16 protein-coding genes and 1 pseudogene are annotated in these 26,844 nt (G+C 66.2%); 3 read left to right on the top strand and 14 right to left on the bottom strand.

Features of this window, described 5'->3' with window-relative positions:
• Positions 1–143 precede the first annotated feature (143 nt).
• Together ACCQ00_RS09665 and ACCQ00_RS09660 are read right to left on the bottom strand one after the other, a co-directional pair.
• Entirely contained in the window at positions 144–2,960 is a 2,817-nt protein-coding gene (locus ACCQ00_RS09665; protein ID WP_039583405.1) for a TonB-dependent receptor domain-containing protein, read from the bottom strand.
• Between the two features lie 470 nt (positions 2,961–3,430).
• The gene (locus tag ACCQ00_RS09660) at positions 3,431–5,779 is read right to left on the bottom strand and encodes a hypothetical protein (protein WP_039572336.1); all 2,349 of its coding nucleotides are present in this window, start codon (positions 5,777–5,779) and stop codon (positions 3,431–3,433) included.
• Positions 5,780–6,234: 455 nt separating this feature from the next.
• Here ACCQ00_RS09660 and ACCQ00_RS09655 point away from each other — a divergent pair, with 455 nt between their 5' ends.
• The 3 genes from ACCQ00_RS09655 (at position 6,235) to ACCQ00_RS09645 (ending at position 9,812) form a co-directional block, all read left to right on the top strand.
• Positions 6,235–7,803, top strand: a complete 1,569-nt coding sequence (locus ACCQ00_RS09655) for a S53 family peptidase (protein ID WP_039572333.1) — start codon at positions 6,235–6,237, stop codon at positions 7,801–7,803.
• A gap of 434 nt (positions 7,804–8,237) precedes the next feature.
• Complete coding sequence (locus ACCQ00_RS09650; RefSeq protein ID WP_039572356.1) at positions 8,238–9,308, top strand: DUF5694 domain-containing protein; 1,071 nt, start codon at positions 8,238–8,240, stop codon at positions 9,306–9,308.
• A gap of 24 nt (positions 9,309–9,332) precedes the next feature.
• On the top strand, positions 9,333–9,812 hold the full coding sequence (locus tag ACCQ00_RS09645) for a hypothetical protein (RefSeq protein WP_157926050.1): 480 nt from the start codon (positions 9,333–9,335) through the stop codon (positions 9,810–9,812).
• Between the two features lie 255 nt (positions 9,813–10,067).
• Here the strand turns inward: ACCQ00_RS09645 and ACCQ00_RS09640 are convergent, their stop codons facing one another.
• The 12 genes and pseudogenes from ACCQ00_RS09640 to ACCQ00_RS09585 form a co-directional block, all read right to left on the bottom strand.
• The gene (locus tag ACCQ00_RS09640; protein WP_017154740.1) at positions 10,068–10,364 is read right to left on the bottom strand and encodes a hypothetical protein; all 297 of its coding nucleotides are present in this window, start codon (positions 10,362–10,364) and stop codon (positions 10,068–10,070) included.
• A 222-nt stretch (positions 10,365–10,586) separates the two neighbouring features.
• Positions 10,587–12,224, bottom strand: a complete 1,638-nt coding sequence (locus ACCQ00_RS09635) for a DUF5597 domain-containing protein (protein WP_080948884.1) — start codon at positions 12,222–12,224, stop codon at positions 10,587–10,589.
• Positions 12,224–14,560, bottom strand: a complete 2,337-nt coding sequence (locus tag ACCQ00_RS09630; protein ID WP_039568767.1) for a S9 family peptidase — start codon at positions 14,558–14,560, stop codon at positions 12,224–12,226. Before ACCQ00_RS09630 ends, ACCQ00_RS09635 begins: the two co-directional genes overlap by 1 nt.
• On the bottom strand, positions 14,550–16,121 hold the full coding sequence (locus tag ACCQ00_RS09625; protein WP_039568770.1) for an APC family permease: 1,572 nt from the start codon (positions 16,119–16,121) through the stop codon (positions 14,550–14,552). Before ACCQ00_RS09625 ends, ACCQ00_RS09630 begins: the two co-directional genes overlap by 11 nt.
• Before the next feature lie 270 nt (positions 16,122–16,391).
• A pseudogene (locus tag ACCQ00_RS09620) lies at positions 16,392–18,223 on the bottom strand (DUF885 domain-containing protein).
• Positions 18,220–20,034, bottom strand: coding sequence for a DUF885 domain-containing protein (locus ACCQ00_RS09615; RefSeq protein ID WP_039568772.1), 1,815 nt, complete (start codon positions 20,032–20,034; stop codon positions 18,220–18,222). Before ACCQ00_RS09615 ends, ACCQ00_RS09620 begins: the two are co-directional and overlap by 4 nt.
• A 116-nt stretch (positions 20,035–20,150) precedes the next feature.
• Positions 20,151–21,350 carry a M24 family metallopeptidase gene (locus ACCQ00_RS09610; protein ID WP_039568775.1) on the bottom strand — a complete coding sequence of 400 codons (1,200 nt, stop codon included), beginning with the start codon at positions 21,348–21,350 and terminating at the stop codon, positions 20,151–20,153.
• The gene (locus tag ACCQ00_RS09605) at positions 21,347–22,963 is read right to left on the bottom strand and encodes an aldehyde dehydrogenase family protein (protein WP_039568778.1); all 1,617 of its coding nucleotides are present in this window, start codon (positions 22,961–22,963) and stop codon (positions 21,347–21,349) included. The genes ACCQ00_RS09610 and ACCQ00_RS09605 overlap by 4 nt, the downstream gene beginning before the upstream one ends.
• Positions 22,964–23,173: 210 nt before the next feature.
• Positions 23,174–24,082, bottom strand: coding sequence for a dihydrodipicolinate synthase family protein (locus ACCQ00_RS09600; RefSeq protein ID WP_039568780.1), 909 nt, complete (start codon positions 24,080–24,082; stop codon positions 23,174–23,176).
• Positions 24,079–25,392 (bottom strand): NAD(P)/FAD-dependent oxidoreductase, encoded by a 1,314-nt coding sequence (locus ACCQ00_RS09595; RefSeq protein WP_039568782.1) that lies wholly within the window; start codon positions 25,390–25,392, stop codon positions 24,079–24,081. Before ACCQ00_RS09595 ends, ACCQ00_RS09600 begins: the two co-directional genes overlap by 4 nt.
• Positions 25,385–25,630, bottom strand: a complete 246-nt coding sequence (locus ACCQ00_RS09590; RefSeq protein WP_017157080.1) for a 2Fe-2S iron-sulfur cluster-binding protein — start codon at positions 25,628–25,630, stop codon at positions 25,385–25,387. The genes ACCQ00_RS09595 and ACCQ00_RS09590 overlap by 8 nt, the downstream gene beginning before the upstream one ends.
• On the bottom strand, positions 25,627–26,787 hold the full coding sequence (locus ACCQ00_RS09585; RefSeq protein ID WP_099770687.1) for an NAD(P)/FAD-dependent oxidoreductase: 1,161 nt from the start codon (positions 26,785–26,787) through the stop codon (positions 25,627–25,629). The genes ACCQ00_RS09590 and ACCQ00_RS09585 overlap by 4 nt, the downstream gene beginning before the upstream one ends.
• Between the last annotated feature and the right edge of the window lie 57 nt (positions 26,788–26,844).

Genomic DNA, 26,844 nt, shown 5'->3' with positions numbered 1-26,844 from the left:
CGCAGGCCATGCAGGGCAACCCCAGCCTTGCGCCAACTTGGCGCGCCATTGCGCGGTGCGGCATGTAACGCGCGTCCACTACGTTCCAAGGGCGGAGCGCCGTCTACGTTGCCTGACATCTGTTTGTTGCCTTGTTAGCCGCCCTAAAACTCCACGCGCAGCCGGCTCCAGACATACCGCCCGAGCGTGTCGTAGGTGCTCGCTTCGGTATTGGCCGCATTGGAGTAGCTATAGAACCGTGGCGGCCTGCGGTCGCCCAGGTTGTCGATGCCCACCGCCAGCGTGCTATGCAGCGATGCGATCTTCCGGCTCAGCGAGGCGTCGTGATACACCACCGAGCCGATTGGGAAGTAGGCGCAGCTACCATCGGCATTGGTGTCGACGCAGAAATTTTCGTACTGGCTACCGTTGACCGTGCGGCCCAGGTAACGGGCGTTCCAGCTCGCATGCCACGGCCCCTTGTCCCAGGCCAGATTGGCCACGGCGCGCCAGCGCGGCATGTTGCCCCAGCTGGAATTTTCGCCAACGTAATTATGCGAATCGCCCGCAAAGCGATAGCTGGAGAAGAACGTCGCATCCAGCCCCAGCGCAAACGTGCCCCAGGCAGTATCGGCCAGCGTGTAGTGAATGCCGGCATCGTAGCCGCGAATATCGACCTTGCCGCTGTTGTACGCGAACGGCACCGACACCCGCGTCAGCTGTCCGGTGGCATCGCGTTGAATCAGCGGACAGAAGGCGGCTTCGCTGCCGTCGAAGCAATCGCTGACGACCTGCTGATAGCCGAGACCGCTCAGCATGTCGTCCAGCACGACTCGCCAGCTGTCCACGTTGAGCGACAGCCCGCGCAACCGATCCGGGTCGTAGACCACGCCCACATTGTAGGAGCGGCCACGCTCGGGCTTGAGCTTGAAGCCCACGTTATTGGCGCCGGAGGTCACCACGTTGAACTGCGCAGTGTTGATGAAGCTGCCATCGTTGGGCACGTTCGCGCAGGCCGGATTGGGCGCGCCGGTCAAGCCTGTGCACGGGTCCTCGAAATCGCCGGTGGTGTCGATCACGCTGTTGTAGGGCGAGCCATACAAATCGCCCAACGCCGGCGCCCGGAACACCTGCGAGCCGGTGGCGCGCACCAGCAGATTCGCAATTGGCCGCCACTCGATCGCAAGCTTGCTGTTGGTGGTGCTGCCCCAGGCGCCGTAGTTGGAATAGCGCGAGCCCATATTCAGGTTCAACACATCGGCGAACGGCACATCCTTCAACAGTGGCAGCAGCAGTTCTGCATAGGCTTCCCTGACCGACTCATCGCGCCCCTGCTTGAGGATGCAGCCATCGTTGTAATCGCAATTGCCATCGGCATCGGCAGCGGCCACCTCGCTCGTCGTGCCCTGCGCGAACGTATTGGTGCGATACACCAGGCCGATGGCCGCCTGCACCATTCCGGCCGGCAGTTTGAACAGATCGCCATTGGCGCTGATATCGACAAAGCGCATCTGGCTTTTGTCAATCAGGTCCACCGGCCGCTGCGTGCCACGCAATGCAGCGATGGTGGCCGGGTCGTTGGGATTGAAGACATTGATCGGCGTGCAACCGGCGATCACTGCGCCCGGGGCGCCGCACTTAACTCCGCCATCGCTGTGCAGGAACGAAGCACCGACTGCGTTGTTCAACGCCGAGGTGATCGAAAAACCGGTGCGCACCAAGGTGTCCTTGTAGCGTGCATGGCCGGCCGCCGCATCCCACTGCCAGCTGGTGCCATCCACGCGCCCGCGCAAGCCAGCCACGATATTGGTCTGGAACATGGTGGAGGTGTAGACGCGCGTATTGGCCTGCGGAGAGCGCAGATAGTAGGCGTCCAGTTGATCGCCGAACGGGTTGTAGTAGTTGTCTACCGCGTCCGGCATTTCCAGCCCGTAGGCATCCAGGCGCGAGACCGTCTTGCTGCGCGTCCAGAACACGTCCATGTAGCCCTGCACGCTGGGGGTGAAGTCGAAACTGCCGTGCAGCGAGGCATTGGTGCGTTTGATCGGGGTGATCAGGTACTGCGCGTCGTAGACGTTGTAGCTGTCGGTGGCGCGATTGTAGGGGCGAAACGCCTCTTCGCCGACCGGCCCCGGCGCGGTGCCATCCACCGGCGTCAGCACGCGCCCGTCGGTCAGGAAGGCGCGGGTGTTGGCGCCGCGAACCTCGCTGACCTGCCCATCGAGATATTCCACCGCCTTGGCCGCATAACTGCGGTCGCGATTGAACACCGGGTTCATCGAGTTTCGGCTGAGCCCCACGATCAGCCCGCCGCGGTCCCAGGTCTTGCCCCATTCCAGCCCGAGCGTGCGTCGATTGGCATCGCCATGGGTGCTCTGCGCGTAGTCCGCGGTGGCAGCGAATCCGTCGTATTTGTCCTTGAGGATGACGTTGACCACCCCGCCGATCGCATCGGAGCCGTATACCGACGACGCACCGTCGGTGAGCACTTCCACGCGCTCCACCATCGCTGCGGGGATTGCATTGACGTCCACGCCGGGTGCCGACGCCACGCTGCTGGCAGGCCCTGCCATGCGATGGCCGTTGACCAACACCAACGTGCGCTCGGGCCCGAGATTGCGTAGCGACACCAGCGCGCGGCCGTGACTGAAGTTGGAATTGAGCGCGGGCCCGGTCTGGAAGCCGGCCATCATCGGCAAGCGCTGCAGCAGCTGCCCCAGCGTGTTCTGCCCGCTGTCTTCGATACGCTGCCGGTCGATCACCACCACCGGGCCGGCGGTTTCGGCGTCGACGCGGCGCAGATGGGTGCCGGTGACGTTGATCTGATCCAAGGTCTGGGTGGCATCGTCTGCGCCATCGCCACGCTGTTGCGCGGCGGCCGGCACGGCGGCGACCGCCAGTGCAAACAACACAGCGTTGACGAGCCTGGTGGTCTGCAAGGCGCGTCGTTGGGGAGCAACGGCAGTGCGGCTGGACGACATCGGAAATCCTCGTGCTGACGCAGGGTACGGGCCACCTTCCTGCACGACCGCGCACGGCCAAGCCGCACCGGCACAGCGCACAGATGGAGGGATCGATCACGACAGAAACTGCACCGGCCTGCCGTCTCAGCGGCAGGTCTCTACGCATGCAAGGACGGCACCTGCTACGGCACCGCTCTCCCCTGAGAGCACACGTTGTGACACACACGTTACGTTAAAAAAATCTTGCGACAACGGCACTGCGCCGTCTTGACGAATTTAGTCGGGGCGCATGCGGAAAATCGCGTGCTTGCGCCTGCTTTCGGGCATGCCTGGATTGCCCAAGCAGCGACATACCGACACGATCATCCGATGTGCCCTGGTCTCTACGATCGACCACAGCACCTGCATGCGATCAGCAAAGCGGCACTGTGGACGCGATGTCCAGCAACACTGCAGCAAGGCGATGCTTGCGCATCGCGTCGCGGTTGTCAGGCGTACCACGCCTGCACCTTCACCAGTGCAGCAGCACCGGGCAAGGCCACCCGATCCACATGCGAGCCCTGCACTCGCGCCGGTTTTCCATCGACCAGCACGCGCTGCAGGCGTGTGCCTGCGGGCGTGCGCAAGGTGAGCCAGGTGCGTGCAGGTGCGCGTTCCGGCAACCGCACATCGGCACTGATGCAACGCGCCGCAGTGTCGGTGCGCAGCGTCAAGGTGACCGTGCCCCAGCGCGTTGGCGCTGCGGTGATGCCAACAGGCGCACCGCTTCCCAGCCACGCGCGCGGTACCGCACGCGCGAGAAACAACTGCTCGCCGGCGCTGTCGTCGCTGACCAGCATCCAGCGCAGCAGCAAGGGAATGGTCATCTGCGCCGGGATGCAGAACAACGGCATGCCGCCGGTGATGCCGCTGACTTCCCCGGCGGTCCAACTGCCGCGCGTGTGCACTTGATAGCGATGCGCGTAGACGAACAACAGGTATTCTTCGATGCGATCCAGCCGCAGCAGTTGTTGCGCGTAGCCGTAGGAAATGAAACCGAGCAGATCGCGGCTGCCCGGCTCCGGCGGTGCGATGTTGGCCACCACGCCAATACTGGTGCCGCCGTGGCCACGCAGGCAATCGATCACCAGGTGGGCCAGATCGTCCGGCAACACATCGGTTTGCAGCAGTTCGGCATAGGCACGATGCGGCCATTGCTGTTCGCTGGGCTTTTCCTGCAGCAGCGATTGGCGGAAGGTCAATGTGGTCCCGGGCAACGGACCCACGTACGGCGGCGAAAGGTCGCGACGCACGTTGGCACGCAGGCTGGCCTCCAGCCGCGTACGCAGCTGCTTGGCGCGGCGTTGCCATTGCGCGGCCTGGCCGGCATCGCCATCGAGCGTGCTCCACACCTGTGCGATGTCTTCCCAGCCGCGAATGGTCAGCGCGCTATTGGCGAAATACGGTTTCCACCATAGCGATGGATCGGGAAACAGGCAGGCATCGGATTCGTTCCAGCCGTGCAGCAACCCATGGCCATGCGCCGTGCGCGGCAGTGCCAGCGCCTGGTCGTGCAAGGCGCACAACAGCTGCGCGGTGGCGGCGATCTTGGGCAGCACGCGGCGTAGCCGTGGCGCATCGTCGGTGTAACGCAGGTACCGCGCCAGCAACGACAAGGTGAGCCCGAACTGCCCGACTTCCGGCCCGCGCATGTTCGGCAGGCCATCGTCCTGCACGAAGGCATCGAAGTAGTTGTCGAGCACCGCCGCGGCTTGTGCAAAGCGTCCCCACTCCAGGTTGGCGTACAACGAGCTGGTAAAGGTGTCCTGGAAACCGTCGTATTCGTTGCCGTAGTAGTCGCGTTCCACCGCGCCATACTTCGGGTAGTCGCCGCCAGGGCGCACCACCAGCTCGCGCGCGAACGCGAACTGCGCCATGTCGTTCCAGCTCGCATCGGGAAACTGCGCCTGCACGGTGCCCTGCAGCGCCTGCTGCCAATACGCAGCGAAATCGATCAGCGCGGCGTAGAACTGTTCGGCCGTGGCGGCGCTGCGCGAGGGTGCAAATTCGGGGTAGCTGTGCGTGTAGTGCACCGCGACGATGGCGCCGGCCTTGACCTTCATCGTGCGGTGCCAGGTCTGCACCACGAAGCGGTCGCTTGCCCGCACGTCGGCAAACACCAGCACGTCGTACCAGCTGTCGGGCTCGCCCTCGCGGCGCATCACCTTGCGCACCGCCGGCATCCAGCCGCCGAGCATGCCTTCTTCGCGGCGCTTGATCAGCGCTTCCTCGCCCAGCTCGGCGAAGGCATGTTCCGGACGCGAGGTGCGGCTGCGACCGTTGGGGAGGATGGGCATGGTGTCCAGGCTTTCGCGTGTGCCCACAAAGGTGGTCCACGGCCAGCGGCCGCCGTTGTCCTTGGGGTCGAGCAAGGAGGCAGGCGGCGGCGCGGCATCGCGCACCTGTGCCTCGTCCGGGTCGCCGTCGCGCAGCAGGCGGTCGGCCAGCAGGTCGGCTTCGGCCATTGCCACCTGCGCCAGCGGCAGCCCGAAATACGGCGTGCCCTCGGCCGGATAGGCCGGCTCGGTGCGTTTGTCCAGGCGCAACATGCCGCTGTCGGTGCACAACGTGAGCTGGCCTTGCGCGTCGTCCAGATGCTCATAGACCGTCCAATGCCGCTGCAGGTGGGTGAAGCTGCACAGCGTGCTGCCGACATGCGCGGCCGAAGGCAGCGGTTCCAGACGGGGCAGCGTCGGCGCCGGCAGCGTGCTTGCAGCCGACGACGTGGCCAGCGTGGCACCTGCACCGACCGCCGCGGTGGCCGCCATGCCCCGACGCAGAAAGGTTCTACGGTCCATCGTTACTCCCTCGAATGATCGTGGCCCATCGTGCGCGCGTTGCTGCACGGCGTCTTGTGACGGCGGTCAGACACCGGTGCGGAAATCTGCACATCGCCCCGACGCGTGGACCGCTGACGGTTGTGCGCGCGGCGGCCCTGAGTGCGCCATGACGCTGGCCTCGCAAACCACGCGGCATGCTGTCGCAGGATTTGAGGCGCACGCGGGCGATGCTGATCTTGCTGCAACCGCTTGCCGTTGCGTGCCATTGGCCGTTGGCTATGCGATCGATGCGTCCGTGCTTCGTATTGCAGTCCATCGCACGCGGTACCCCGCTGCACGGACAACCCGCGCATGGCGTTGAATGCACACGCTGGCCGTCGTGCGCGCCGCGCTGGTCGCGCAGCACGCGACGGCGACATTGGATCTGCACCAACCCACGTTGGCCCACCCACCTCAATGGAGTTCTCCCCCGCATGCACACGATCCTGGCCGGCAGTGAGCGCCGTACCGCCCCCTCCACCATCCAAGCCGGACGACCGCCGCAGGACGAACGCCTGCGCGTCCTGCTCGCGGTGCGGATGCCGGCATTGAATGCCGCTGCCGATGCGCTGCTGCAACTGCAGCCCGATACGCTACCGAGTGCGTGCACGCGCGCGGAGTTCAGCGAGCGCTTCGCTGCCAGTGCGACAGATCTGCAGGCCGTTGCCGACTTTGCCGCCAGCTATGGCTTGACGATCGAGCACGCGCACGCAGACAGCGGCAATGTGATCGTGGAAGGCACCGTGCAGCAATGCGAGGCCGCATTCCAGGTCAGCTTGCGCGACTATATCGATGGTGCATTGCGCTATCGCGGACGCACCGGCCCGGTATCGATTCCACAGACCCTGGGCGGCATCGTCACCGCCGTGCTGGGGCTGGACGCACGCCCGCAGGCTCAGACGCTACCCAGCGTGCCCGAGGCGACTGCATCCTCGCCGCCCGCGGTGCGGCCCACAACGCTCGACAGTCAGGATGGTCCGATCATGCAATACACGCCACCGCAGTTGGCGCAGCTCTACGGCTTTCCCGAGCACGACGGGCACGGTCAATGCATCGGCATCATCGTATTGGGCGGCGGCTATGCACGCGAACAGGTGGCTGCCTATTTCGCGCAGCTGCGCGTGCCCATGCCGACACTGGTCGATGTGCTGTTGCCCGGGGCCACCAATACCGTCAGTCGCGGCAATGCTGATGCCGATGTCGAAGCGCAGATGGATATCCAGATCGCCGGGGCAATCGCGCCGGGCGCCAAACTGGTGGTGTATTTCGCGCCCAACACCGACAACGGTTTTCTGGAGGCGATCAACGCCGCCATCCACGATGCAGAGCATTCTCCTGGCGTCATCGGCATCAGCTGGGGCTTCACCGAATCGCAATGGACGCCGCAATCGCGGCAGGCGTACGACTGTGCGTTTCAGGCCGCTGCACTGATGGGCATCACCGTGTGCATTGCCGCTGGCGACGATGGCGCCAGCGACGGGCAGCCAGGATTGAATGTCTGCTTTCCGGCATCCAGCCCGTTCGTGCTTGCCTGCGGCGGCACTCGGCTCCAGGTAACGGCCGACAGCGCCAACGAACAAGCCTGGACGAACGGCGGCGGCGGAGAAAGCAGGTTCTTTGCCCGCCCTGCCTGGCAGATGGGTCTGCGCATCACCAATGCGCAGCATCAGTCACGCCAGTTGGGCATGCGTGGTGTCCCCGATGTGGCAGCCAATGCCGACGCGCAGACCGGTTACTACCTGTCGATCAACGGGCAGCCCGCCGTGATGGGCGGCACCAGCGCCGCTGCGCCATTATGGGCGGCCTTGCTGGCACGCATCTACGGCGCAAACCGCATGCAACCCCGCTTCGTGTTGCCGCGTCTGTACGGTCGGCCGGGTGCATTCCGCGACATCGTTGCCGGCGATAACGCCGGCTTCCGTGCATCCACCGGCTGGGACGCCAATACCGGGTTGGGCGTGCCCGACGGCGCACGCTTGGCCGAGGCGCTGCGACCGGACTGAGCGTGGCATGGGCGATGCTGCAAGCAGCCATCACCGCGCGCGGAATGCCCCGATATCCGCGTACAAGCGCGGTGGCTGCCGCTCGCCTCGCTGCGTCGCTCGAGCTCCCCTGCAGGTTTGCCGCCACGCACGCTCAGGCCATTTGCATGCGGCACGTGCAACCCACCGTGACCGACGTTTCACCACCAGGCAAAAACCTCGCAGGGTGGGCGCACTGCCGCCCCTGCCATTTGACCGCATGACTTTCCGGCCGGGCCCGCCGCCCGCTGCCTCGGCCACACTCGCCGCACGTCCACCGCCGCAGGGTGCGCTTGCGGTGGCGCGGACACGATCATTCCACAAGGAGCGTCATGCAGATCCCAGTCCCTTGCGAACCGAATGGCGTCAACGCTGCGGCATCCCGTTCGGCCGTGACCGCGCCATGGCGGCATCGCATGTTGTGCTCCGTCTTGCTGACGCTCATCACGCCCTGCGTAGCGCAGGCGCAAGTGGATCTGTCGCAGCTGGATGCGGAGATGGCCGCGCCACGTACGCAGGTGCTGGTACTCGGCAGCGTGCATCTATCCCAGTTGCCCAAGGGCAGCGACATCAGTGCCGCGCGTCTGCAACCGCTGATAGACCGACTGGCTGCTTACCGCCCCACCATCATCACCGTCGAAAACCTGTCTGGCGAAAGCTGCGATCTGATGCGCCGGCATCCTGCGGTCTATCTGCCCGAAGACACCACTAACTATTGTCCGGACACCGCCGACGCTGCGCGTGCCACCGGACTGGATGTGCCAGCCGCCGTTGGCCAGGTACGCAGCGCATTGAAGACCTGGCCGCAGACGCCCATGCCGGCACAACGTCGCCATCTGGCAGCGCTGTTCCTGGCCTCCGGCGACCCGTCATCTGCGTTGGTGCAATGGCTACAGCTTGCACCCGCCGACCAACGTGCCGGCGACGGGCTGGATGCTGCGCTGGTGGCGCGCTTGCGCAAGGCACAGGAGCGCCCCAACGAGAGCAACCAGATCGCCGCGCGGCTGGCGGCACGGCTTGGTTTGCAGCGTGTGTATTCGGCCGACGATCACACCGGCGACAACATCGATATAGGCGATCCGGTGTCCTACGGCAAGGCGATTCAGGCGGCCTGGGACAAGGCGGCGCCGCGTGCACGTACCATGCGCGAACACGAAGACCGGTTGGCAAGCGAAGGCAAACTGCTGGAATTGTACCGCGCGATCAATCTACCTGCCAGCCAGCAGCTGGCGATTGCAGTGGATTTTCGCGCTGCGTTGAGCGAGGAGTCGCTGGAGCACTACGGCTATCGCTACGTGTCCGGGTGGGAAATCCGCAACCTGCGCATGGTGTCTAACGTGCGTGCCAGCTTTGCCGACCAACCCGGCGCACGGGTATTGGCGGTGGTCGGCGCGATGCACAAACCCTGGTTCGACAACTGGCTAGGACAGCTACAGGGCGTGGATATCATAAATGCGGCACAGGTGCTGGGCACTGACGGGCAATGAGGTTGTGAGTACAGCGATTTCAGTATGACGCTCCAGATCAACGCCTGTTTATTTGAATACGTGATGCCCTCACCGCGCCTGCGTTGCGAGGAGATCGACGCGTCGCGTGTGCGGTGCCCTCACCGCTCGCGGGACACGCCGTCAACCCGTCCATGGGGGCTCGATGGCGGCATCCATGCCGCCAACGGTCCCGCAATCGGCGAGGACACCGCACCAGACAGTTGGCGGGTGGTTTTGATGAAAGCGAAGGAAAAGGGCAAAGCCCTCTGCCGGTTGCTTTGCCGAACCATGCGCACCGACCATCTCGACTGGTCCTTGCCCGCCCACCGTCGCGGGACCCTTGGCGGCATGGATGCCGCCACGGAGCTTACACGGACGTACTTGCAGCATGCCCGGCGATGGTGGGCGGGCAAGGGCCCTGCAGCAAAACGCGAAGACCTTGAGTGCGCGGTGCACTCACCGCACCAGAGAGTTGGCTGGTTATTTTCGACGGCGTCGCATTGATGGTTGCTTGTTGAAACGCTGTGCACCGGCCAGGTTGGCCGGTCCTTGCCCGCCCACCGTCGCGGGGCCCTTGGCGGCATGGATGCCGCCACGGAGCTTACAAGGACGTACTTGCGGCGTGTCCTGCGATGGTGGGCGGGCAAGGGCCCTGCAGAAAACACGAAGACCTTGAGTGCGCGGCATCCTTGTCGCTCGCAGGACACGCCGTGCACACAATGCAACTGGTCGACGACCGTCCTCGTGTAGGCCAACCGCTTAGGTCAACACATCCAACAAGCTACCCAGCATCTCATCGGAGCGCCGCAACACGTTGGCATTTGCCTGGAAGTCGTTGCGTGCCGATAGACCTTCCACCAGATCGGTGGCCGGTGCAGATGGATCGGCGCTGGCATCGACCACGCTGGCCGCCGCGCCGCCATTGGCCTGGGTGCTGGCGGCAACGGACTGACGCGGGCTGCCGTCCACGGGTTGGCGGGCTACATTGCTGGCCGCGACCTGCTGACGCAGCGCGGCGACCTGCATTCCGGAACTGGCGATGCTGCTGATGCTCATGATGGCTCCGCTGTAGAAACTGAGAACTAACCGATGACGTTTGTTGACAACCCACCAACACACTTGCAGCTGGCAACCGCGTTCTACTGCTTTGGCACTCGCATCAACAAATAAGTGTCAGGGGCACTGCTCGGAACACTAGAACCGGCGGACAGCAGCCGCAATGTCCTGCCCAGCTCGTCGATTCCCCAAACACCCGCCTTACAGCCGCGTCACGCGCGCTCAGTAAGTACCCACCCGCACCCGCAACACCACGGGCACATTGCCAGCCGCATCCACACGCCCGAAGTTGAGGCCGTAGTCGGTCTGGTCGCCGTTGAGCTGCCTTTCCATCTGCCAGCGCCCATCGACATACCGCCCCTGCTCCACCCGCAACAGTTGTCCATGACGGGTATCGGCCGCGTCGCGGAAAAATTCAATGCGCGCCGCCATACCGGTCACCAGAAATTCCTCCGGCCCCAGTTGCGCCACCAGCAGCCTGCCGGCGTGGTCGTCGTTGCCCGGCAGAATGGGCGGCGCATCGCCCCACATGGGCGCACCGAACGACACCTTGGCCTCCCAGTCGCCGAAGCGCAGCGTCCGCTGTGGCGCGCCGGGCTGCTCGGTCACCGCCTGCAGCCGGCCGTCGAAGGCCGCCTGCGCCAGAATCCGCTGCATCGGCGCGAGCAGTGTGAAGTTGGCCGCATGGGCTGCAACCGCTGCGCGGTTGGCCTCGCTGTCGGGGTTGCCATCCATGCCGAACACCGAAAAGCCCACCCCGCCCTGCCCCAGCACATGGAACAGATACGGCGCGGTGGCCGCTTCGAAGCCGGTTTCCGATACCCAGGCCGGGTTGTCGGGCCGCGCGTACTGGCCGATGACCTTGGTGTACTCGTTGTAATCGTTGGTGTAGATGTCGGTTCCGATGAAATCGATCGACGGCGTGGCCGCGCGCCACAGCGCGAAGACGTTCACCGTCGCACCGCCGGACGGATAGTCCATGCCCGGATAGCGCTTGCCCTTGTAGCGCAGCCAGGTGTTGACGTAGAACGGCAGCGGATACACACGCTTGCCGGCGGCGGCCACCTGTTCGATATACGCGGCGGTGGCATACGCATTGAACGCTTCGGCTGCTTCGGCACCGAACAGTTGCTGCCAGCTGCCCTGCGGCTTGCCCAGCGCGCGCGCAATCTGGGCCGGCACCGGTCGTGCGAACGCGGCCTCCCCTGCGGGGCCGTGATCGCGCACGGTACCGATGGCGCCCGGCTCGTTTTCCACCTGCACCAGGATCACGGTATGGCGGTCGCCATCCACCTTGCGCAGGTGCTGCATCAACGCAGTGAACGCACGCGTATCGGCCTGCATGTTGGCGGCCACATGGGGCGACAACACATCCACCGGCTCGCCATTGGCGTCGCGCATGCGCGGGTAGGTCGCTTCGTCGCGCTTGATCCATTCCGGCACGTAATGCATCTGGCCATTCTTCCAGCTGCCGAACCACAGCAAGGCCACGCGCAGGCCCCGCTTGCGGGCGCCGGCAATCAGCGCGTCCACATTGCTCGTGTCGAAGCGGCCCTGTTCCGGCTCGAACTGCTCCCAGTACACCGGCGCTTCCACCGTGTTGGCATGCAGGGCAACCACCTCGTCCAATGCCTTGGGCAATACCGCCGGCCATGCGCTGGAGTTGTGCAATTGCGCGGCCAGGATCGTATACGGCGCACCATCGACAAACAGCGCGTGGCGGCCGTTCTGGGTGACCAAGCGCGGCAGTTCTTCGGCACTGGCCAGCAGCGGCGCGCTAGCGGCCAACATCACCAACGACCACAGCAGCGCCGCGAGGCGGCCGCGCCGCTGTGCCTTGAATCGAACAAACAAACCCATCATTGCGCCTCCGATGGCAGGGAATTCCAGTGCGGCGTGGATTCGTTGCGCAGATGGCGCACGAAGAAGTCGTACTGGCGACGTTGCACGTAATCGATCGGCCCGCTGGAGCGGCCGACCGAATGCTCGCCACCCGGCACGGTGAGCAGGTCGAATTCCTTGCCGGCCTTGATCAGGGCGTCGACGACTTGTGCGGTGGACGCCGGATCCACATTGCTGTCCTGCTCGCCGACGATCAGCAGCAGGTCGCCCTGCACCTTGCTTGCATTGGCCACGCCAGACGCCTGCGCATAGTGCGCATCCACCGGCCAGCCCATCCACTGCTCGTTCCAGCTGATCTTGTCCATGCGGTTGTCGTAGCACCCGGCAAACGCAACGCCCACCTTGTAGAACTCCGGATGACGCTCGAGCGCTCCCAGCGTGCTCTGCCCGCCGGCCGATGCACCGTAGATACCGACGCGGCTGATGTCGTAAGACGGGTCCTTGGCCGCCAGCGCACGATGCCAGGCAATGCGGTCGGCAAACCCGGAATCGCCCAGATTTTTCCACGCCACATCATGAAACGCCTTGGAGCGATTGGCGGTCCCCATGCCGTCGATCATCACCACGATGAAACCCAGATCGGCCTGCGCCTGCATGCCGATCTGCTTGTCGCCGCCGGAGTGATAACCGAACGGCCAGAACGTCTTGGGGACGAAGGAATCGTGTGGCCCGGCATAGATGTTCTCGATCACCGGATAGGTCTTGCGCGGATCGTAGTCGCGCGGACGCACCACCATGCCCCAGATATCGGTGGTGCCATCGCGGCCCTTGGCCACGAAGGTCTCCGGCGCGCGCCAGCCGGCGGCCTGCAGCTTGTCGATCGTGCCACGCTCCACGGTGTGCAGCAGCTGGCCATCGATGGCGTGCAGCTCCATCACCGGCGGCAGGTCCGGCCGCGAATAGACATCGACGTAATGCAGGCCGTCATCGGCTATCGCCACATCGTGGTCGGCCTCGGCGTGGGTCAAGCGGGTCAACCGGCGGCCGTCGAAATCCACGCTGTAGAGCTGGCGGTCGTACGGATCCTTGCCCGCATCCATCCCGCTGGCCGTGAACCAGATGCGGCGTTGCGCATCGTCCACGCGCAGCACATCGCGCACCACCCACGGCCCGCGGGTGAGCTGGCGTTTCAGCTTGCCGCTGCGTCCATCGAACAGATACAGGTGCCGCCAGCCGTCACGTTCGGAAATCCACAGCACCTCAGCGCCACGCCCGTCTACGTCGTGGCGAAAGCTGCGGTCGGCATACACGAAGGTGCGCGCGTCTTCACCGACTGCCACGCGCGCGCGCCCACTGATTGCATCCACCGAAATCACGCGCATGCGTTGAAAACCACGCTGCACATACTCGAACGCCACGCTGCGCCCATCGCTGCGCCACTGCAGCGGCGACAACGAATACGGGTTGTCGAACAACGCGGTGTCCACGTCGCGGCGTGTGCCGTCCAGCGCAAATAGCACCGGCCGTTCCACATCCACCGCATCGCCCGGCTTGGGATACAACTGGGTATGCACCACCGGTTGCCCGCCGCCGGCAGGCGCGGCTTCGACGCGGGTGACACGGCGCGCCAGCCCCGGACGCACGCGGTACACCGCCAGCTGCCGCGAATCCGGCGACCAGGCAACACTCTCCAGATCGAAATAGTCATCGGCACGGCCGTCGCTGCTGAGCCGGGTAAACTGCCCGTCGGCGACATGGCGCAACACCAGGTTCCAACCATCGGCCAGCACCTCCCACGTGGCATCGGGCGAGCGACGCGGCGTGGTGTCGGCGGGCACCAGCGGGTCGCGCACCACGCCGAAACCGCGTGGGCGTGCCGGCTGCAGCCGAGCATCGGGTGCGCAGTGGTAGGTGGTCAGCGTGCAGCGCCAGGGCGCATCGTCCAGTGCGAAGACAATGGCGCCATCGCTGCGTTCGCCCTCGGTTGAAAACCAGAACTGCTCGAACGGCAGACGCAGCGGCGCATAGGGCTTGCCGGTTGCCGCACTCAGGCCCTGGGCCACGCGCGCCTGATCGAAGGCCGGCTGCTTCTGCAACGTGGCCACATCGGCACTGACAAACGCAAAACCACCCGGCACCGTCTTGCGGTAATGGAACCTGCCATTGTCCTGCCATTGCGCCGGCCAGGCGACATTCTCCGTCAGCGTGATCCACTGCTCGCGCAACCCCAGCGAGCGTTGGTAATCGGCAACGCTGGGCGCAGCCTGCACAGCACCGGACAACAGCATCACCGAGGCGGCCAGCGCACACCATCGACGCAAACCAAGTGCGCTGCGGCGCGCCTCACTCACCATCGTCCTCCTCCAGCGCAAGCTCGTCGCTGCGCAAACCGCTGCGCGCGCCCCAGTGGTAAATGAAGAACGCAATGGCCGCCACGGCCAGCGTATCGAACGGATGCGCAATCCAGCCATGTCCGCCGAACGTCCCTGCCCACGACACCAGCATCACCAGCACGAAGAACACGATCAGCCACAACGATGCGTGCACCTGCCGCACCAGGCGCGCGCGGCCTTCGCGCGAAGGCAGGCGGTACAGCACATACAGCACGAACGCGAGCACCTGCAAGCCCAGCAACCACGACAAGGTCGGCCAGGTGGACCAGTACACGATCAACGCCGCCACCATGAACGACAGCGGCCCCAGCACCGGCAGGCCACGCACGAAAAATGGGCGCGGCAAGTCCGGCGCGCTGCGGCGCAGGGCCGCCACCGTGATCGGCGCCACCGCATAGCTCAGCACCAGGGCCGCTGATACCACGCCGATCAGCGTCTCCCACGAGGGAAACGGCAGCGTCCAGAAGATCGACAAGCCCAGGCTCAACCACAGTGCCGGACGCGGGATGCCCGACGCCGGATCCACCCGCGTCAGCGCCGGCAAGAATCCACCGCTACGCGCCCAGCCATACACCACGCGCGGCGTGGCATTCATGTAGATATTGCCGGTGCCGCTGGGCGAGACCATCGCATCGCAGATCACCAGTGCCGCCAGCCACGCCATGCCCAGCGCTAAGGCGATGTCGTGGTACGGCAGCGAGAAGGCCTTGTCGATACCCGCCCAGCCGTGTGCGAGCTGCGCGGCCGGGATGCTGCCCAGGAACGCCAGCTGCAGCAGCACGTAAATCACCGTGGACAGCGCCACCGACAGGATCAGCGCAATCGGAATATTGCGCTGCGGGTCGCGCACTTCGCTGGCCACCGACACGATCGGGGTCAGTCCCAGGTACGCGAAGATGATGCCGCCGGCCGAGATCGCCGCTTCCACGCCTGCCATGCCCGATGGCGCGAACCCATGCACGCTCAGATTGCCGGCATCGAAGTGCTGCATCAGCAGCACGATCACCAGGATCGGCACCAGAAACTTGAAGATGCTGACGATGTTGTTGGCCAGCGCAAAGGTCTTGACGCTGAAATAGTTGAGCACGAAGAACAGCACCAGCAACGCCAGCTGCACCAGCCAACCCGCCGCGCTGGGATGGGTGCTGTTCGGCTGGCTCAACCACGGGAACCACGCCGCTGCGTATTGCCGCGCCGCCTCCACTTCGATCGCGATCAGGCTGGAGAACGCGATCAAGGTGATGAAGCCGGTCAGCGAGCCGAGCAAGGCGCCATGCGAATACTCCGGGTAGCGCACCACTCCGCCGGCGCGCGGCAATGCCGCACCGAGTTCGCAATACACCAGCCCAAGCAACAGCACCGCGATGCCGCCGAGGATCCAAGACACGATGCCCGCCGGCCCCGCGATCGATGAGACGTGGCTGGCCGAAAACAACCACCCGGAACCGAAGATCGAACCCAGCCCGATGAAGGTCAGGTCGGTCAGGCTCAGCCGCTTGTGGAACTTGCCTTGTGTGGCCATGGTGCCCCTCATTGAAAAGGTTGTCGCCGGTTCCCAACTACTGCAGCTGTTCCCTTCTCCCTGCGGAAGAAGGTGCCCCGGAGGGGCGGATGAGGGTGCGCGCATAGCCTCGTGTCCTTCGACACTGCGCAGCTTCGCGCCGGACCCTCACCCCAACCCCCGCTCTGCGCCCCGGCCCGCGCTTGCGGCGCGGGCGCTCCAAGGCACGCGCGCCAGTGGCGCGCAAACTGTGCCTTCTCGCCCCAAAGGCAGCGGGGCTTCACAGCATTGCTATTGCTCCGACGCCTCCTGTGCCCAGGGCGACTTCCCGCCCTCGGCGATGAAGCGGGCGATGCGTTGCTCCAGCACCGGGAGCGGCACCGAGCCGGTTTCCAGGATCGCGTCGTGGAAGGCACGGATGTCGAACTTCTCGCCGAGCGCGGCTTCGGCCTTGTGCCGCAACTCGATGATCTTCAGCTCGCCCAGGTAGTACGACAGTGCCTGCCCCGGCCAGGCGATATAGCGGTCCACCTCGGTGGTGACTTCGTGCTCGCTCAGCGCAGTGTTGTCGCGCAGGTAGGCCTGCGCCTGCTCGCGCGTCCAGCCCTTGTGGTGGATACCGGTATCGATCACCAAACGGCAGGCGCGCCACATCTGGTAGGTGAGGTAGCCGAACCGGTCATAGGGCGTGTCGTACATGCCCATTTCCTGACCCAGGTACTCCGAATATAGCGCCCACCCTTCGCCATACGCGGAGATGTAGCTGTAACGACGGAACTCCGGCAAACCCTGCGCCTCTGCCGCCAGCGGCATCTGCAACGCGTGGCCGGGCGAGGATTCGTGCAAGGTCAGCGCGGTCAGGTTGTACAGCGGCCGCGACGGCAGGTTGTAGGTGTTGACCAAGTAGATGCCCGGCCCACCGCGACCGCCGGTGTAGAACGGCGCCAGCTCCGGCGGCACCGGTTCGATGGCGAAGCGGCGGCGCGGCAGCCGGCCGATGTAATCGCCCACCTTGGCGTCCACGCGCTTGGCGATCCACGCCGCCTGCTTGAGCAACTCTTCCGGCGTCTTGGCGTAGAACTGCGGTCGGTACGCAGGAAGTGCAGGAATGCCGGGAACACCGCCTGTCCGGCCGGCGGCTTGAAGCCGCTGGCCGCGATGGTCTGGTCCATCTGCGTGCGCAGCTTGGCCACTTCCTGCAAGCCGATCTGATGGATCTGGTCGGGGCTCAAGTCCAGCGTAGTGAACTCGCGAATCTGCGCACGGTAATACGCCTGCCCGTCCGGCAACGCTTCGCCGGCCAGCGTGGTGCGTGCGCGCGGCTGGTACTCATTGCGGATGAAGTCCAGCAGCCTGGCGTACGCCGGCACCACCTGTGTCTGGATGACACTGACCGCCTGCTGGCGCAGTTGCGCCTGCACATCGGCCGGCAGCGTCGCCGGCATCTGCTTGAATGGCGCGTAGAACGGGTTGGCCTCGCCTTTGGCCTGCGCCACATCGGCGATGGATTGGTCGCGCCCGGTCATCGTGACCCGCGGCTGGGTGAAACCGCGCGCCAGCCCGGCGCGCATATTGTCGGTGTGCTCGGCGAAATAGCGCGGGATGTCGGCCAGCATCTTCAGATAGCGCTGGTAATCCTCGCGCGTGCGCAGCTTGGCTTCGGCGCTGAAGCCCAGATCGCTCCAGAACGCCGAGTCGCTGTTGAACGGCATTTCCCAGGCGCGAAAATGCTGCTGGTCCAGCAACACCTGCAATTGCTGCCGGTACACCTGGTAACTCACCTGATCCTCGGCCGACAGCTGCGCCTGCGGGATGGCATCCAGTTCCTTCAACACCTGTTGCCAATACGCCGTGCGCAGGTTTTGCGTGGCGACATCGACCTTGGGCAGATGGTCGGCCTGTTGCTCCTGCGTGGCCTGGTTGTCTTCATCAACCGCGCCGGACGCCTGCGCCTGGCGCCAGCGCCACTCGCGTGTGTACAAGGCCTTGAAGCGTGCCGCTGCGGTGTTCTGCGTGGCCGCAGCCGCGACCTCGGCCGCTTTCGCAGGCAAGGCCAGGCCGCCCAGGCTGGCTGCAATCAGCAGCGTCAATGTGCTCGCGCGTAACGTACCGATGGTGCTCATTGGTGTGCCTCCGGCGCCGCCTTGGCCTGCGCAATCCACTGCCGCACGCGTTGCTGCAGCAGCGCCAGCGGCATCGCGCCGCCGCCCAGCACCGCATCGTGGAAGGCGCGCACATCGAAGCGCTGGCCGAGTTCTTTCTCGGCTTCCGCACGCAGCGCCAGGATCTGCAGCTGCCCGAGCTTGTACCCCAGCGCCTGGCCGGGCCACACGATGTAGCGATCGGTTTCGGACTGGATGCTGGGTTCGTCGTCGGACGGATGTGCGTGGAAGAAATCCACCATCTGCTGGCGGTTCCAGTGCTTGTAGTGCACGCCGGTGTCGAGCACCAGCCGGTTGGCGCGCAGCAACTCGCCGGACAGGCGCCCATAGTCGTTGTACGGGTCCTTGAAGAAACCGATCTCCTTGCCCAGGCGCTCGGCATACAGCGCCCAACCCTCGATATAGGCGTTGTAGCCGGCCTGCTGGCGGAACGGCGGCAACGGCAAGGTCTGCGCGAGCGAGATCTGCAGGTGATGACCCGGGACCCCTTCGTGATAGGCGGTGGTTTCGATATTGATCAACGTGCGGCTGGCGAAGTCGCTGGTGTTGACCTTCACGATCGCCGGCTTGGTGCCTTCCGGATTGCTCTGCCAGTATTCGGCACCCGGTGCGGTGCGTCGGAAGGCCGGCATCGCCTGCACTTCCAACGGGGTCTTGGGCAGATGGCCGAACAACTTCGGCAGCTGCGGTTCCATCGCCGCGATGTACTGGCGGTACTGCTGCAGGATCTGCTCGCCCGAGGTGGCGAAGTGTCGCTTGTCGGTCTCCACCGCCTTGCGGAAGCTGGCCAGATCCGCAAAACCCTGCGCCTTGGCGATCTGCGTCATCTCGCCTTCGATGCGCGCCACCTCGTTCAGGCCGATCTGGTGGATGTCCTCCGGCGCCATGTCGGTGGTGGTCTGGGTGTGGATGGCGTAACGGTAGCGGCGCTCGCCATCGGGCAGCGACCAGACACCTTCCTGCGCGCGCCCCTGCGCGGCATATTCGTCGCGGACGAACGCGGCCAGCTTTAGGTAAGCCGGGCGCACCTGTTGGTCGATCGCGGCGAGCAGCTGTTTGCGCAGCACCTCGCGCTGGTCGGCCGGTACGGCGGCGTCGAGCTTTTTCAATGGCGAGGCGAACGGACTCTGCTCGCCGGTCAAGGCCGCAATCTTGTCGATCTGCTCGGGCAGGCGCTCGAGCAGATAACGCGGCTGGGTGAGGCCGTCCTTCGCCCCCTGCCGCGACACCGCGATCACCTGGTCGATCACCGTCGGAATCGTCTGCAGCCGCTTGATGTAGTCCTGGTAATCCTTGGCGTTTTCGAACGGGAAGGCATCGCCGTACCCTGCCAACGCCAACTGTATGCCGCCGATCGGTTCCAGCGGCATTGCATAGGTCTTCAGGTCGATGCCTTCCAGCTTGTCGCGCAACTGGCCCAGCATCATCTGCAGGCTGAGCTGGCGTTGCGCGTCCAGCGGCTTGGCATCCACCGCTTCGAACTGCTGGAGCAGGTCGGCCGTTGCGCTGCGCTCTGCTTGCACGGCCGCCAGCGAGTAATCGCTCCAGCGGTCGTTGTAGCGCTTGTCGCCGATGATGCTGGCGAACTCGGGGTTGTGCTGCAGTTGGGACTGCCACTGCTTGTCCAGCAGCGCATCGAAGGCCTTGGCAGCCTGCTCGCCGGTCGAGGCGGAGGCAGGCGTGGCCTGCTCCGCTGCGGGTGGCGCCGGCTTGCAGGCGGTGAACAAGGCCGCGGCGAGCAGACCGATGGCAACAGGACGCAGGTGTTTCATGCATTCACTCCAAGATGCAAGGACCGCGGTAGGGGCGCGCCTGAGCGCGAATGGCGTTACCTGGCAATGCCCGTCGCGCCGGGTGCGCTCCTACGCGTGCGTGAACCTTTGCAGGCTCACGCAAACGGTTGATCGATCGCCACCGACGGCGGCGTGAACCACTGCGCGCCATCGTCGGTCACGTGGAAATGGTCTTCCAGGCGCACGCCGAACTGCCCCGGCACCACGATCATCGGCTCGTTGCTGGCACACATGCCCGGCTGCAACGGCAGCGCATTGCCGCGCACCAGGTAAGGCGCTTCGTGAATCGCCAGGCCGCAACCGTGACCGGTGCGATGCGGCAACCCGGGCAGCCGGTAGTCGGGCCCGAGCCCGGCTGCTTCCAGCACCTTGCGTGCCGCCTGGTCCACCGCCTCGCATGCCACGCCGGGGCGGATCGCTGCGAATGCCGCCGCCTGCGCGGCCTGCTCCAGGTCCCAGATGCGCTGCTGCGCGTCGTTGGCCGCACCATAGATCCAGGTGCGGGTGATGTCGGAGTGGTAGCCCTGCACGGTGCAGCCGGTGTCGATCAACACCATCTCGCCCTCGCGCAGGTGCTGCACGCCCGGGATGCCGTGCGGAAACGCAGTGGCGTGGCCGTACTGCACGATACAGAAGGTCGATCCGTTGTCGGCGCCCAGCGCGCGATGCGCCTCGTCGATGAAGCGCACCAGTTCATCGGTCCCGAGCCCTTCGTGTGCGAGACCGGCCGCCAGCCGTTGCACCAGCAAGGTCATATCGCACGCCTGCTGCATCAATGCCAGCTCGGCCGGCGACTTGCACATGCGGCAGCCATCGATGATCGCGCCGGCATCACGGATCGCCTTGCCCAGATGCGCGCGCAGGCCGGTGTGCACGGCGAACGCAATGCCCGGGTCCAGCGCCAGGGCGTGCGCATGGCGCTCGTCCATGGCCTGTACCACCAGTGCATACGGGTCGTCGTGCTCTTCCCACAGGTATTTGGTCACCGGGATCTTCAGCACCGCATCCAGCGAGCCTTCCTCGAACATGGGGCAGAGCAACACCGCATCGCCCTCCAGCGTCAGCAGCAGGGCCACCAGACGCTCGCTCGCCCCCCACGGCACACCGGTGAAATAGCGCAGCGACGTGCCGGCACCGATCAACAGCGCATCCACGCCATGCGCGCGCATGAGGCTGCGTGCACGCTCGATGCGGCGCTCGTATTCGTCCGTGGCGATCGGCGCGGCGCGCCGTGTCCACGGCGCGAGTTGCTTACGCGCTTGCTCCACCGACAGCCCGCCGATCTGGCTGCTCATGCGCCGGCTCCAAGATCGGCGGTGCTCCATTGCCCGTCGACCAAACGCGCCACGCCGCCCGGATTGCGCTGGCGCAGTTCGGCGGGCAGCAGTGCGTCGGGTACCGCGTCGTAGCTGTGCAAGGCGGCAAACCGGCGGATGGCGCCGGGCATGCCCACCGCCGTGAAGCCCGGATGCCCGGTGCTCGGGAACGGTCCACCGTGGTTCTGCGCCGCGCTCACGGCCACGCCGGTTGGCATCTTGCTGTTGATCAACCGCCCTACCCGCGCGCGCAACACCGGCGCGATGGTCTGCCACGCGGCATCGTCGCGGCCGTCGGCCGCGCGGTACAACGTGCCGGTCAGGTTGCCTTCGAACGCGGCAGCCACCTGTGCCATCTGCGCCACATCGGCTGCGCGCACCAGCAGGCTCACCGGGCCGAAGGCTTCGGCCTGCAGGGCATGCGGGTTGGCCAGGAAGGCATGCGCATCCACGCTCAACAAGGTCGGCGCATAGCGATAGCCGTCCTCGCCGGTGTGTCCGCCGGCCAGCATGCTGGCGCCGGCGGCACGCAGGCTCGCCACACCACGTTGCACGCCTTCCACACCAGAGGCGGAGAACAGCACCATCGGCATGGCCGCTTCGAAATGCGCCTTGGTGGCCGCCACGAACGCATCGCCAACCGCGCCATGCGGCACCACCACCACGCCGGGATTGGTGCAGAACTGCCCGCTCCCCAGCGTGCAGGAGGCGAAGAAGTCCTGCGCAAGCGCGTCGCCGCGTTCGGCCAGCGCGCCCGGCAACAGGAAGACCGGGTTGACGCTGGAAAGCTCGGCATAAAACGGCACGCCCGCCGCGTCTGCGGCCGCCTTCAGTGCCAGCCCGCCGGCACGGCTGCCAGTGAATCCGATCGCGCCCAGCCGCGCATCGCCCGCCAATCGCAGGCCGATGGCAGTGTCGAAGTGATACAGCAGTTGCACCGCCGCCGCAGGCAGACCGGCCGCGACCAAGGCCTGATGCGCGAGCTGCGCCATGCGCTGGCTGGTGGCCGGATGCAACGGATGGGCCTTGGCAATGACCGGGTTGCGCGCGGCAATCGCCGAGGCGAAATCGCTGCCGGCAATCGCATTGAAGGCGAACGGAAAATTGTTCGGGCCGAACACCAGCACCGGTTTGCCCAGCGGCGCCAGGTGCGAACGCAGATCTGCCGCGCTGTCGATGATGGGCTGGGTCCAGCTGTAGCTGCGCACGGCCTGTGCGGCCTGCCGCAGTTGTCCGCTGGTGCGCGGCAGTTCGTTACCGCGCAAGCGTGTGGGCGCCGGCAGCGCCGTCTCGGCATGCGCCAGCGCGACCAGGGTATCGGCGTCGGCATCCAGCGCGTCGGCGTAGCTCTCCAGAAAGGCAGCGATCCGCTCCACCGGTGCGGCCGCCAACTCCGCCGCGACTGCCTGCGCCGCCGCCACGGCCGCTTCCACATCGTCCGCTCCACTGACCGGAAAGTGCGGCCCGATCGGTTCGCCGGTGGCCGGGTCGGCAGCGCGGAAGCTGCCGGTGGCGGCGCGGCTGACTTGCCATTGCCCTGCCAGCAGGATCTCGGCTGCGGCCGCGGGAATGGAGTGGTTCGTATCGTTCATGAAGGCACCTTCGGTAACAGGGAAGCAGGACCTGCGCTCGGTGCGCTGGCGGCCGGCCAACAAAACGATGAGGATGCAGCACTGGATGCCACATCCGCATCGGCCAACGCATCGCAGCGCGCGCAGGCAAGGCGCGTGCTGCGAATCGGCACAACTGGCACCCTGCGCTCACCTACAGCGACGACGGGCCAGGGCAGCATCAGTGCGCCATCAAGGCAATGTGGGCGCGGTGGCGATGGCATGGTCGATCACCTTCAACGCGGCATCGCGCTCGGCGCCGGCCACCACCAGGCGCGGCGCACGCACCTGCTCGCTGCCCATGCCCACCTTGGCCTGCACCAGTTTGATCAGCTGCACGAACGTAGGCACCGTGTCCAGGCGCAGCAGCGGCAGGAACCAGTGGTAAAGCTCCCTGGCCGCCGGGTATCCGCCATCGCGGGCGAGTTCGAACAGGCGTACCGATTCTTTCGGATACGCATTGACCAGGCCGGCGATCCAGCCCTTGGCGCCCATGCTCAGGCCCTCGACGATGGCATCGTCCATGCCCACCAGCAGCGCCAGGCGATCGCCCAGCAATTCCTGCAGCGCGGCGAAGCGGCGCACGTCACCGGACGATTCCTTCACTGCCTGCAGGTTCGGGAATTCGGCGGCCAGCTCGGCGATCTGCGCCGGGCCGAAATCGGTCTTGTAGGCGACCGGGTTGTTGTACAGGATCACCGGCAGATCGGTGGCGCCGATCACCGCGCGCACATGCGCGCCCATTTCGCGCCAGTCGGTGGAATACACGTACGGCGGCAGCACCATCAAGCCGCCGCAGCCAATGTCCTTGGCCGCCTTGGCCAGCGCCACCGCTTCGCCGGTGGCCAGGCTGGCGATGCCCGGCACCACCGGCACGCGGCCGTTCAAGGCGGTGACCAGCGTGCGCAGGATCGCCAGCTTGTCTTCCACGCTCAAGGTCGCGGCCTCGCCCAACGAGCCCAGCGGCACGATCGCGGTGCAACCGGCATCCACCAGTTGATTGGCGTGCTTGCCGAGGAAGTCGTGGTCGATCTCGCCGTTGGCGGTGAACGGAGTGGTGATGGCCGGCAGCACGCCGTGCCAGAACGCAGCATTGCTCATGGATGTTTCCCTTGCGAGTCGGAAGTGAACGGGTCGGCCAGCGCCGCGAGGCGGACCGGAAACAACGGCGGCCGGCGGCCGGCGTCGGTGGAAAGATCGGGCGGGCAACGCCCCAGCTCGGCCAGCGCAGCGCCGCAGATGCGGCCCTGGCAGGCGCCCATGCCGCAGCGCGAGGCAAGCTTGGCGTCGCGCGCATCGGTGAAGCTGTCCAGGGCGGCCAGCGGTACGTCTTCGCAGCGGCAGATCAACGTGTCCGCCTGCGCCAGGGTGCGGATGCGCGGGTCAAGCGCGAATTGCCGCTGCAGCAGGTCGGCAAACGCACGCGCGGCGTGACGCCGTGGCTGCAGGCGCAGCGCCGCCTCCGGTGCATCGGCGGCCATATGCCCGGCCATCGCCCCTTCGATCACTGCGCAATCGCGCCCGCCGATGCCGCAGACTTCGCCGGCGGCAAAGACCTGGTTAACGCTGGTACGCAACAGCGCATCCACCTGCACCTGCTGGTGCGCGCCGTAGGCTTGCAGCTGGCAACCCAGCAATTGCGCAAGTTCGGTGTTGGGCACCAGGCCATAGCCCACCGCCAGTTGATCGCAGGCAAGACGCGTGCGGCCGCCGGGCCCGGCGAGTTCCACTTCGCGCAGTTGCGTGTCGCCATGCGCGGCAATCACGATGCTGCCGGCGCGATATGCCACTGCACGCAGCTGCAGGCGCAACGCCACCGCCTGCGCAGCCTTGCCCGGCCAGCGCCACAACTGCAGTGCGAACTGGCGCAGGGCGGCCGGGGAGGTTTGTTCGTGAATGCTGAGCACGCGCGCGCCATGCCGTTGCAACGTGGCCGCACTGGCCAGCAACAACGGGCCACTGCCGGCCACCAGCACGCGCTTGCCCGCCAGCGGCCAGCCCTGCTTGGCCAGCGCCTGCGCCGCGCCGGCACCGGTGACGCCGGGCAAGGTCCACCCCGGGAATGGCAGCAGCAGTTCGCGCGCACCGGTGGCCAGCACCAATGCGGCGTAATGCAGCTGCAGCGTGCCGTCGGGGCCATCGGCCAGGAGCCAGCCCGGTTGCGCCAGCAAGATCTGCGTGCGCGTCAGCACGGTGATCGATGCATTGCCAGCCACTTGCTGCAGCAATGCGCGCGCATCGGCCGGCCCGCCGTGTTGCACATCGCTGCGCCACACCTGACCGCCGGTACGTGGCTGCATGTCGACCATGCCGACGCGCACGCCTTGGCTGGCCGCCGCCTGCGCCGCCGCCAGCCCGGCCGGGCCGGCGCCGATCACCAACACATCGAAATGCAGCGCGCGCTCAGCCATCGGTGCGCACCTGCATGCCATCGCATGCGTCCACCAGGCAGGCGCGTTGCTGTCCCACGCCGTCGATGCGCACGCGGCATTCGAAACACACGCCCATGCCGCACAGGGGCGCGCGCGCTTGCCCACTGCTCGATTGCCGAAACTGCAACGTCGCCTGCGCCACTGCCGCCGCCACGCTGGCACCGGCCGGCACCTGGACCATGCGCCCATCCACGTGCAGACGCACCGTTGCGCTCATGCGGGCGCGCCTTGCACGGCACGCGCCGGTGCGTAGGGCGCCGGGTCGATGGCCGGGGTGCGCCCGAGCAGGCTGTCCACGATCACCCGCGCGCTCCCCAGCGCCGTGGTGACCCCCAACCCCTCATGACCGGCGGCCACCCACACATCGCGTCGGCCGGGCACCACCCCCAAGTACGGGCGCCCGTCCGGCGTGGCCGGACGCAGGCCGGTCCACACGCGGATCGCCTGCAGCTCGCGCAGCACCGGCAGGTACGCAAAGGCGCGCTGCAACATCTGCTGCAACACCGGCATCGAGACTTCGCGGTCGTGCTCGCCGAACTGGCGCGAGGAACCGATCAGAATCTGCCCGGTGGGCCGCGGTTGCACATTGAAGGCCACGCTGGTGTCGTCGGCCCCATGCGCCGAATCCGCGTAGCCCAGTTCCAGCAGCTGATGCCGGATCAGCCCCGGGTGCCGGTCGGTGATCACCAAATGGCCCTTGCGCGGGCGCAATGCCAGCTCGGGCAATAGCTGCGGCAAGGCCACACCGCTGGCCACCAGCACCGGCCCGGCGAGCATCTGCCCGTCGTCCAGACGCACCGCATGCTCCTGCAGCTGCACCACGCGGCGGCCGGCAAACACGCGTGCACCGGACGTGCAGGCCGCGCCGACCAGGTGGCGCGCGACCCGCGGCGGATACACCACCGCTTCATCGGGCACGCGCATGCCGCCAGCCAGCCCGGGCACCAGCTGCGGCTCCAGCGCATACAGCTGCGCGGCATCCATCGCTTCGGCATGCAGGCCGGCCGTTGCCAGGCGCGCGATCTTGGCTGGCACTGCCGCCAGTTCGCGCGCATCGCGGGCCACCCACAGCGTGCCGCAGCGGCTGAATTCGGCGTCGCCGAGCGTGGCAAAGCGTTCCCATAGCCGCAGCGAATACGCCGACAACGCCAGCTCGGCCGGGTCGTCGTCCATCGCCACCAAATGCCCCATCGCCGCGGCGGTGGCGCCACCGCCGATCGGCCCCGGCTCGACGATCGCAACGCGAAGGCCCTCGCCCGCCGCGGCTTCCGCGCAAGCGGCGCCCACGATGCCGGCGCCGATCACGATCAGGTCGTAACTGCGTCGCGTGTATCCGGCAGACGTAGTGGACCCGGATCCGGCAACCGCAGCCAATCCAGGCGCCGCTGCCGACGCGTGGGTTGCAGCAACAGTCCCTGCCATCGCAGCAGA

This window comes from Xanthomonas sp. NCPPB 3761 (genome assembly GCF_041475705.2).
GTDB classification, from domain to species: domain Bacteria; phylum Pseudomonadota; class Gammaproteobacteria; order Xanthomonadales; family Xanthomonadaceae; genus Xanthomonas; species Xanthomonas phaseoli.
Note: the sequence above shows the minus strand (reverse complement) of the source record. Positions and strands in the feature narration are given on the sequence as shown.

Excerpts from the sequence above, each read along its gene's own strand:
- ACCQ00_RS09665 (WP_039583405.1), bottom strand. The coding sequence starts at position 2,960 with ATGTCGTCCAGCCGCACTGCCGTTGCTCCCCAACGACGCGCCTTGCAG.
- ACCQ00_RS09660 (WP_039572336.1), bottom strand. The coding sequence starts at position 5,779 with ATGGACCGTAGAACCTTTCTGCGTCGGGGCATGGCGGCCACCGCGGCG.
- ACCQ00_RS09655 (WP_039572333.1), top strand. The coding sequence starts at position 6,235 with ATGCACACGATCCTGGCCGGCAGTGAGCGCCGTACCGCCCCCTCCACC.
- ACCQ00_RS09650 (WP_039572356.1), top strand. The coding sequence starts at position 8,238 with ATGTTGTGCTCCGTCTTGCTGACGCTCATCACGCCCTGCGTAGCGCAG.
- ACCQ00_RS09645 (WP_157926050.1), top strand. The coding sequence starts at position 9,333 with ATGACGCTCCAGATCAACGCCTGTTTATTTGAATACGTGATGCCCTCA.
- ACCQ00_RS09640 (WP_017154740.1), bottom strand. The coding sequence starts at position 10,364 with ATGAGCATCAGCAGCATCGCCAGTTCCGGAATGCAGGTCGCCGCGCTG.
- ACCQ00_RS09635 (WP_080948884.1), bottom strand. The coding sequence starts at position 12,224 with ATGGGTTTGTTTGTTCGATTCAAGGCACAGCGGCGCGGCCGCCTCGCG.
- ACCQ00_RS09630 (WP_039568767.1), bottom strand. The coding sequence starts at position 14,560 with ATGGTGAGTGAGGCGCGCCGCAGCGCACTTGGTTTGCGTCGATGGTGT.
- ACCQ00_RS09625 (WP_039568770.1), bottom strand. The coding sequence starts at position 16,121 with ATGGCCACACAAGGCAAGTTCCACAAGCGGCTGAGCCTGACCGACCTG.
- ACCQ00_RS09615 (WP_039568772.1), bottom strand. The coding sequence starts at position 20,034 with ATGAAACACCTGCGTCCTGTTGCCATCGGTCTGCTCGCCGCGGCCTTG.
- ACCQ00_RS09610 (WP_039568775.1), bottom strand. The coding sequence starts at position 21,350 with ATGAGCAGCCAGATCGGCGGGCTGTCGGTGGAGCAAGCGCGTAAGCAA.
- ACCQ00_RS09605 (WP_039568778.1), bottom strand. The coding sequence starts at position 22,963 with ATGAACGATACGAACCACTCCATTCCCGCGGCCGCAGCCGAGATCCTG.
- ACCQ00_RS09600 (WP_039568780.1), bottom strand. The coding sequence starts at position 24,082 with ATGAGCAATGCTGCGTTCTGGCACGGCGTGCTGCCGGCCATCACCACT.
- ACCQ00_RS09595 (WP_039568782.1), bottom strand. The coding sequence starts at position 25,392 with ATGGCTGAGCGCGCGCTGCATTTCGATGTGTTGGTGATCGGCGCCGGC.
- ACCQ00_RS09590 (WP_017157080.1), bottom strand. The coding sequence starts at position 25,630 with ATGAGCGCAACGGTGCGTCTGCACGTGGATGGGCGCATGGTCCAGGTG.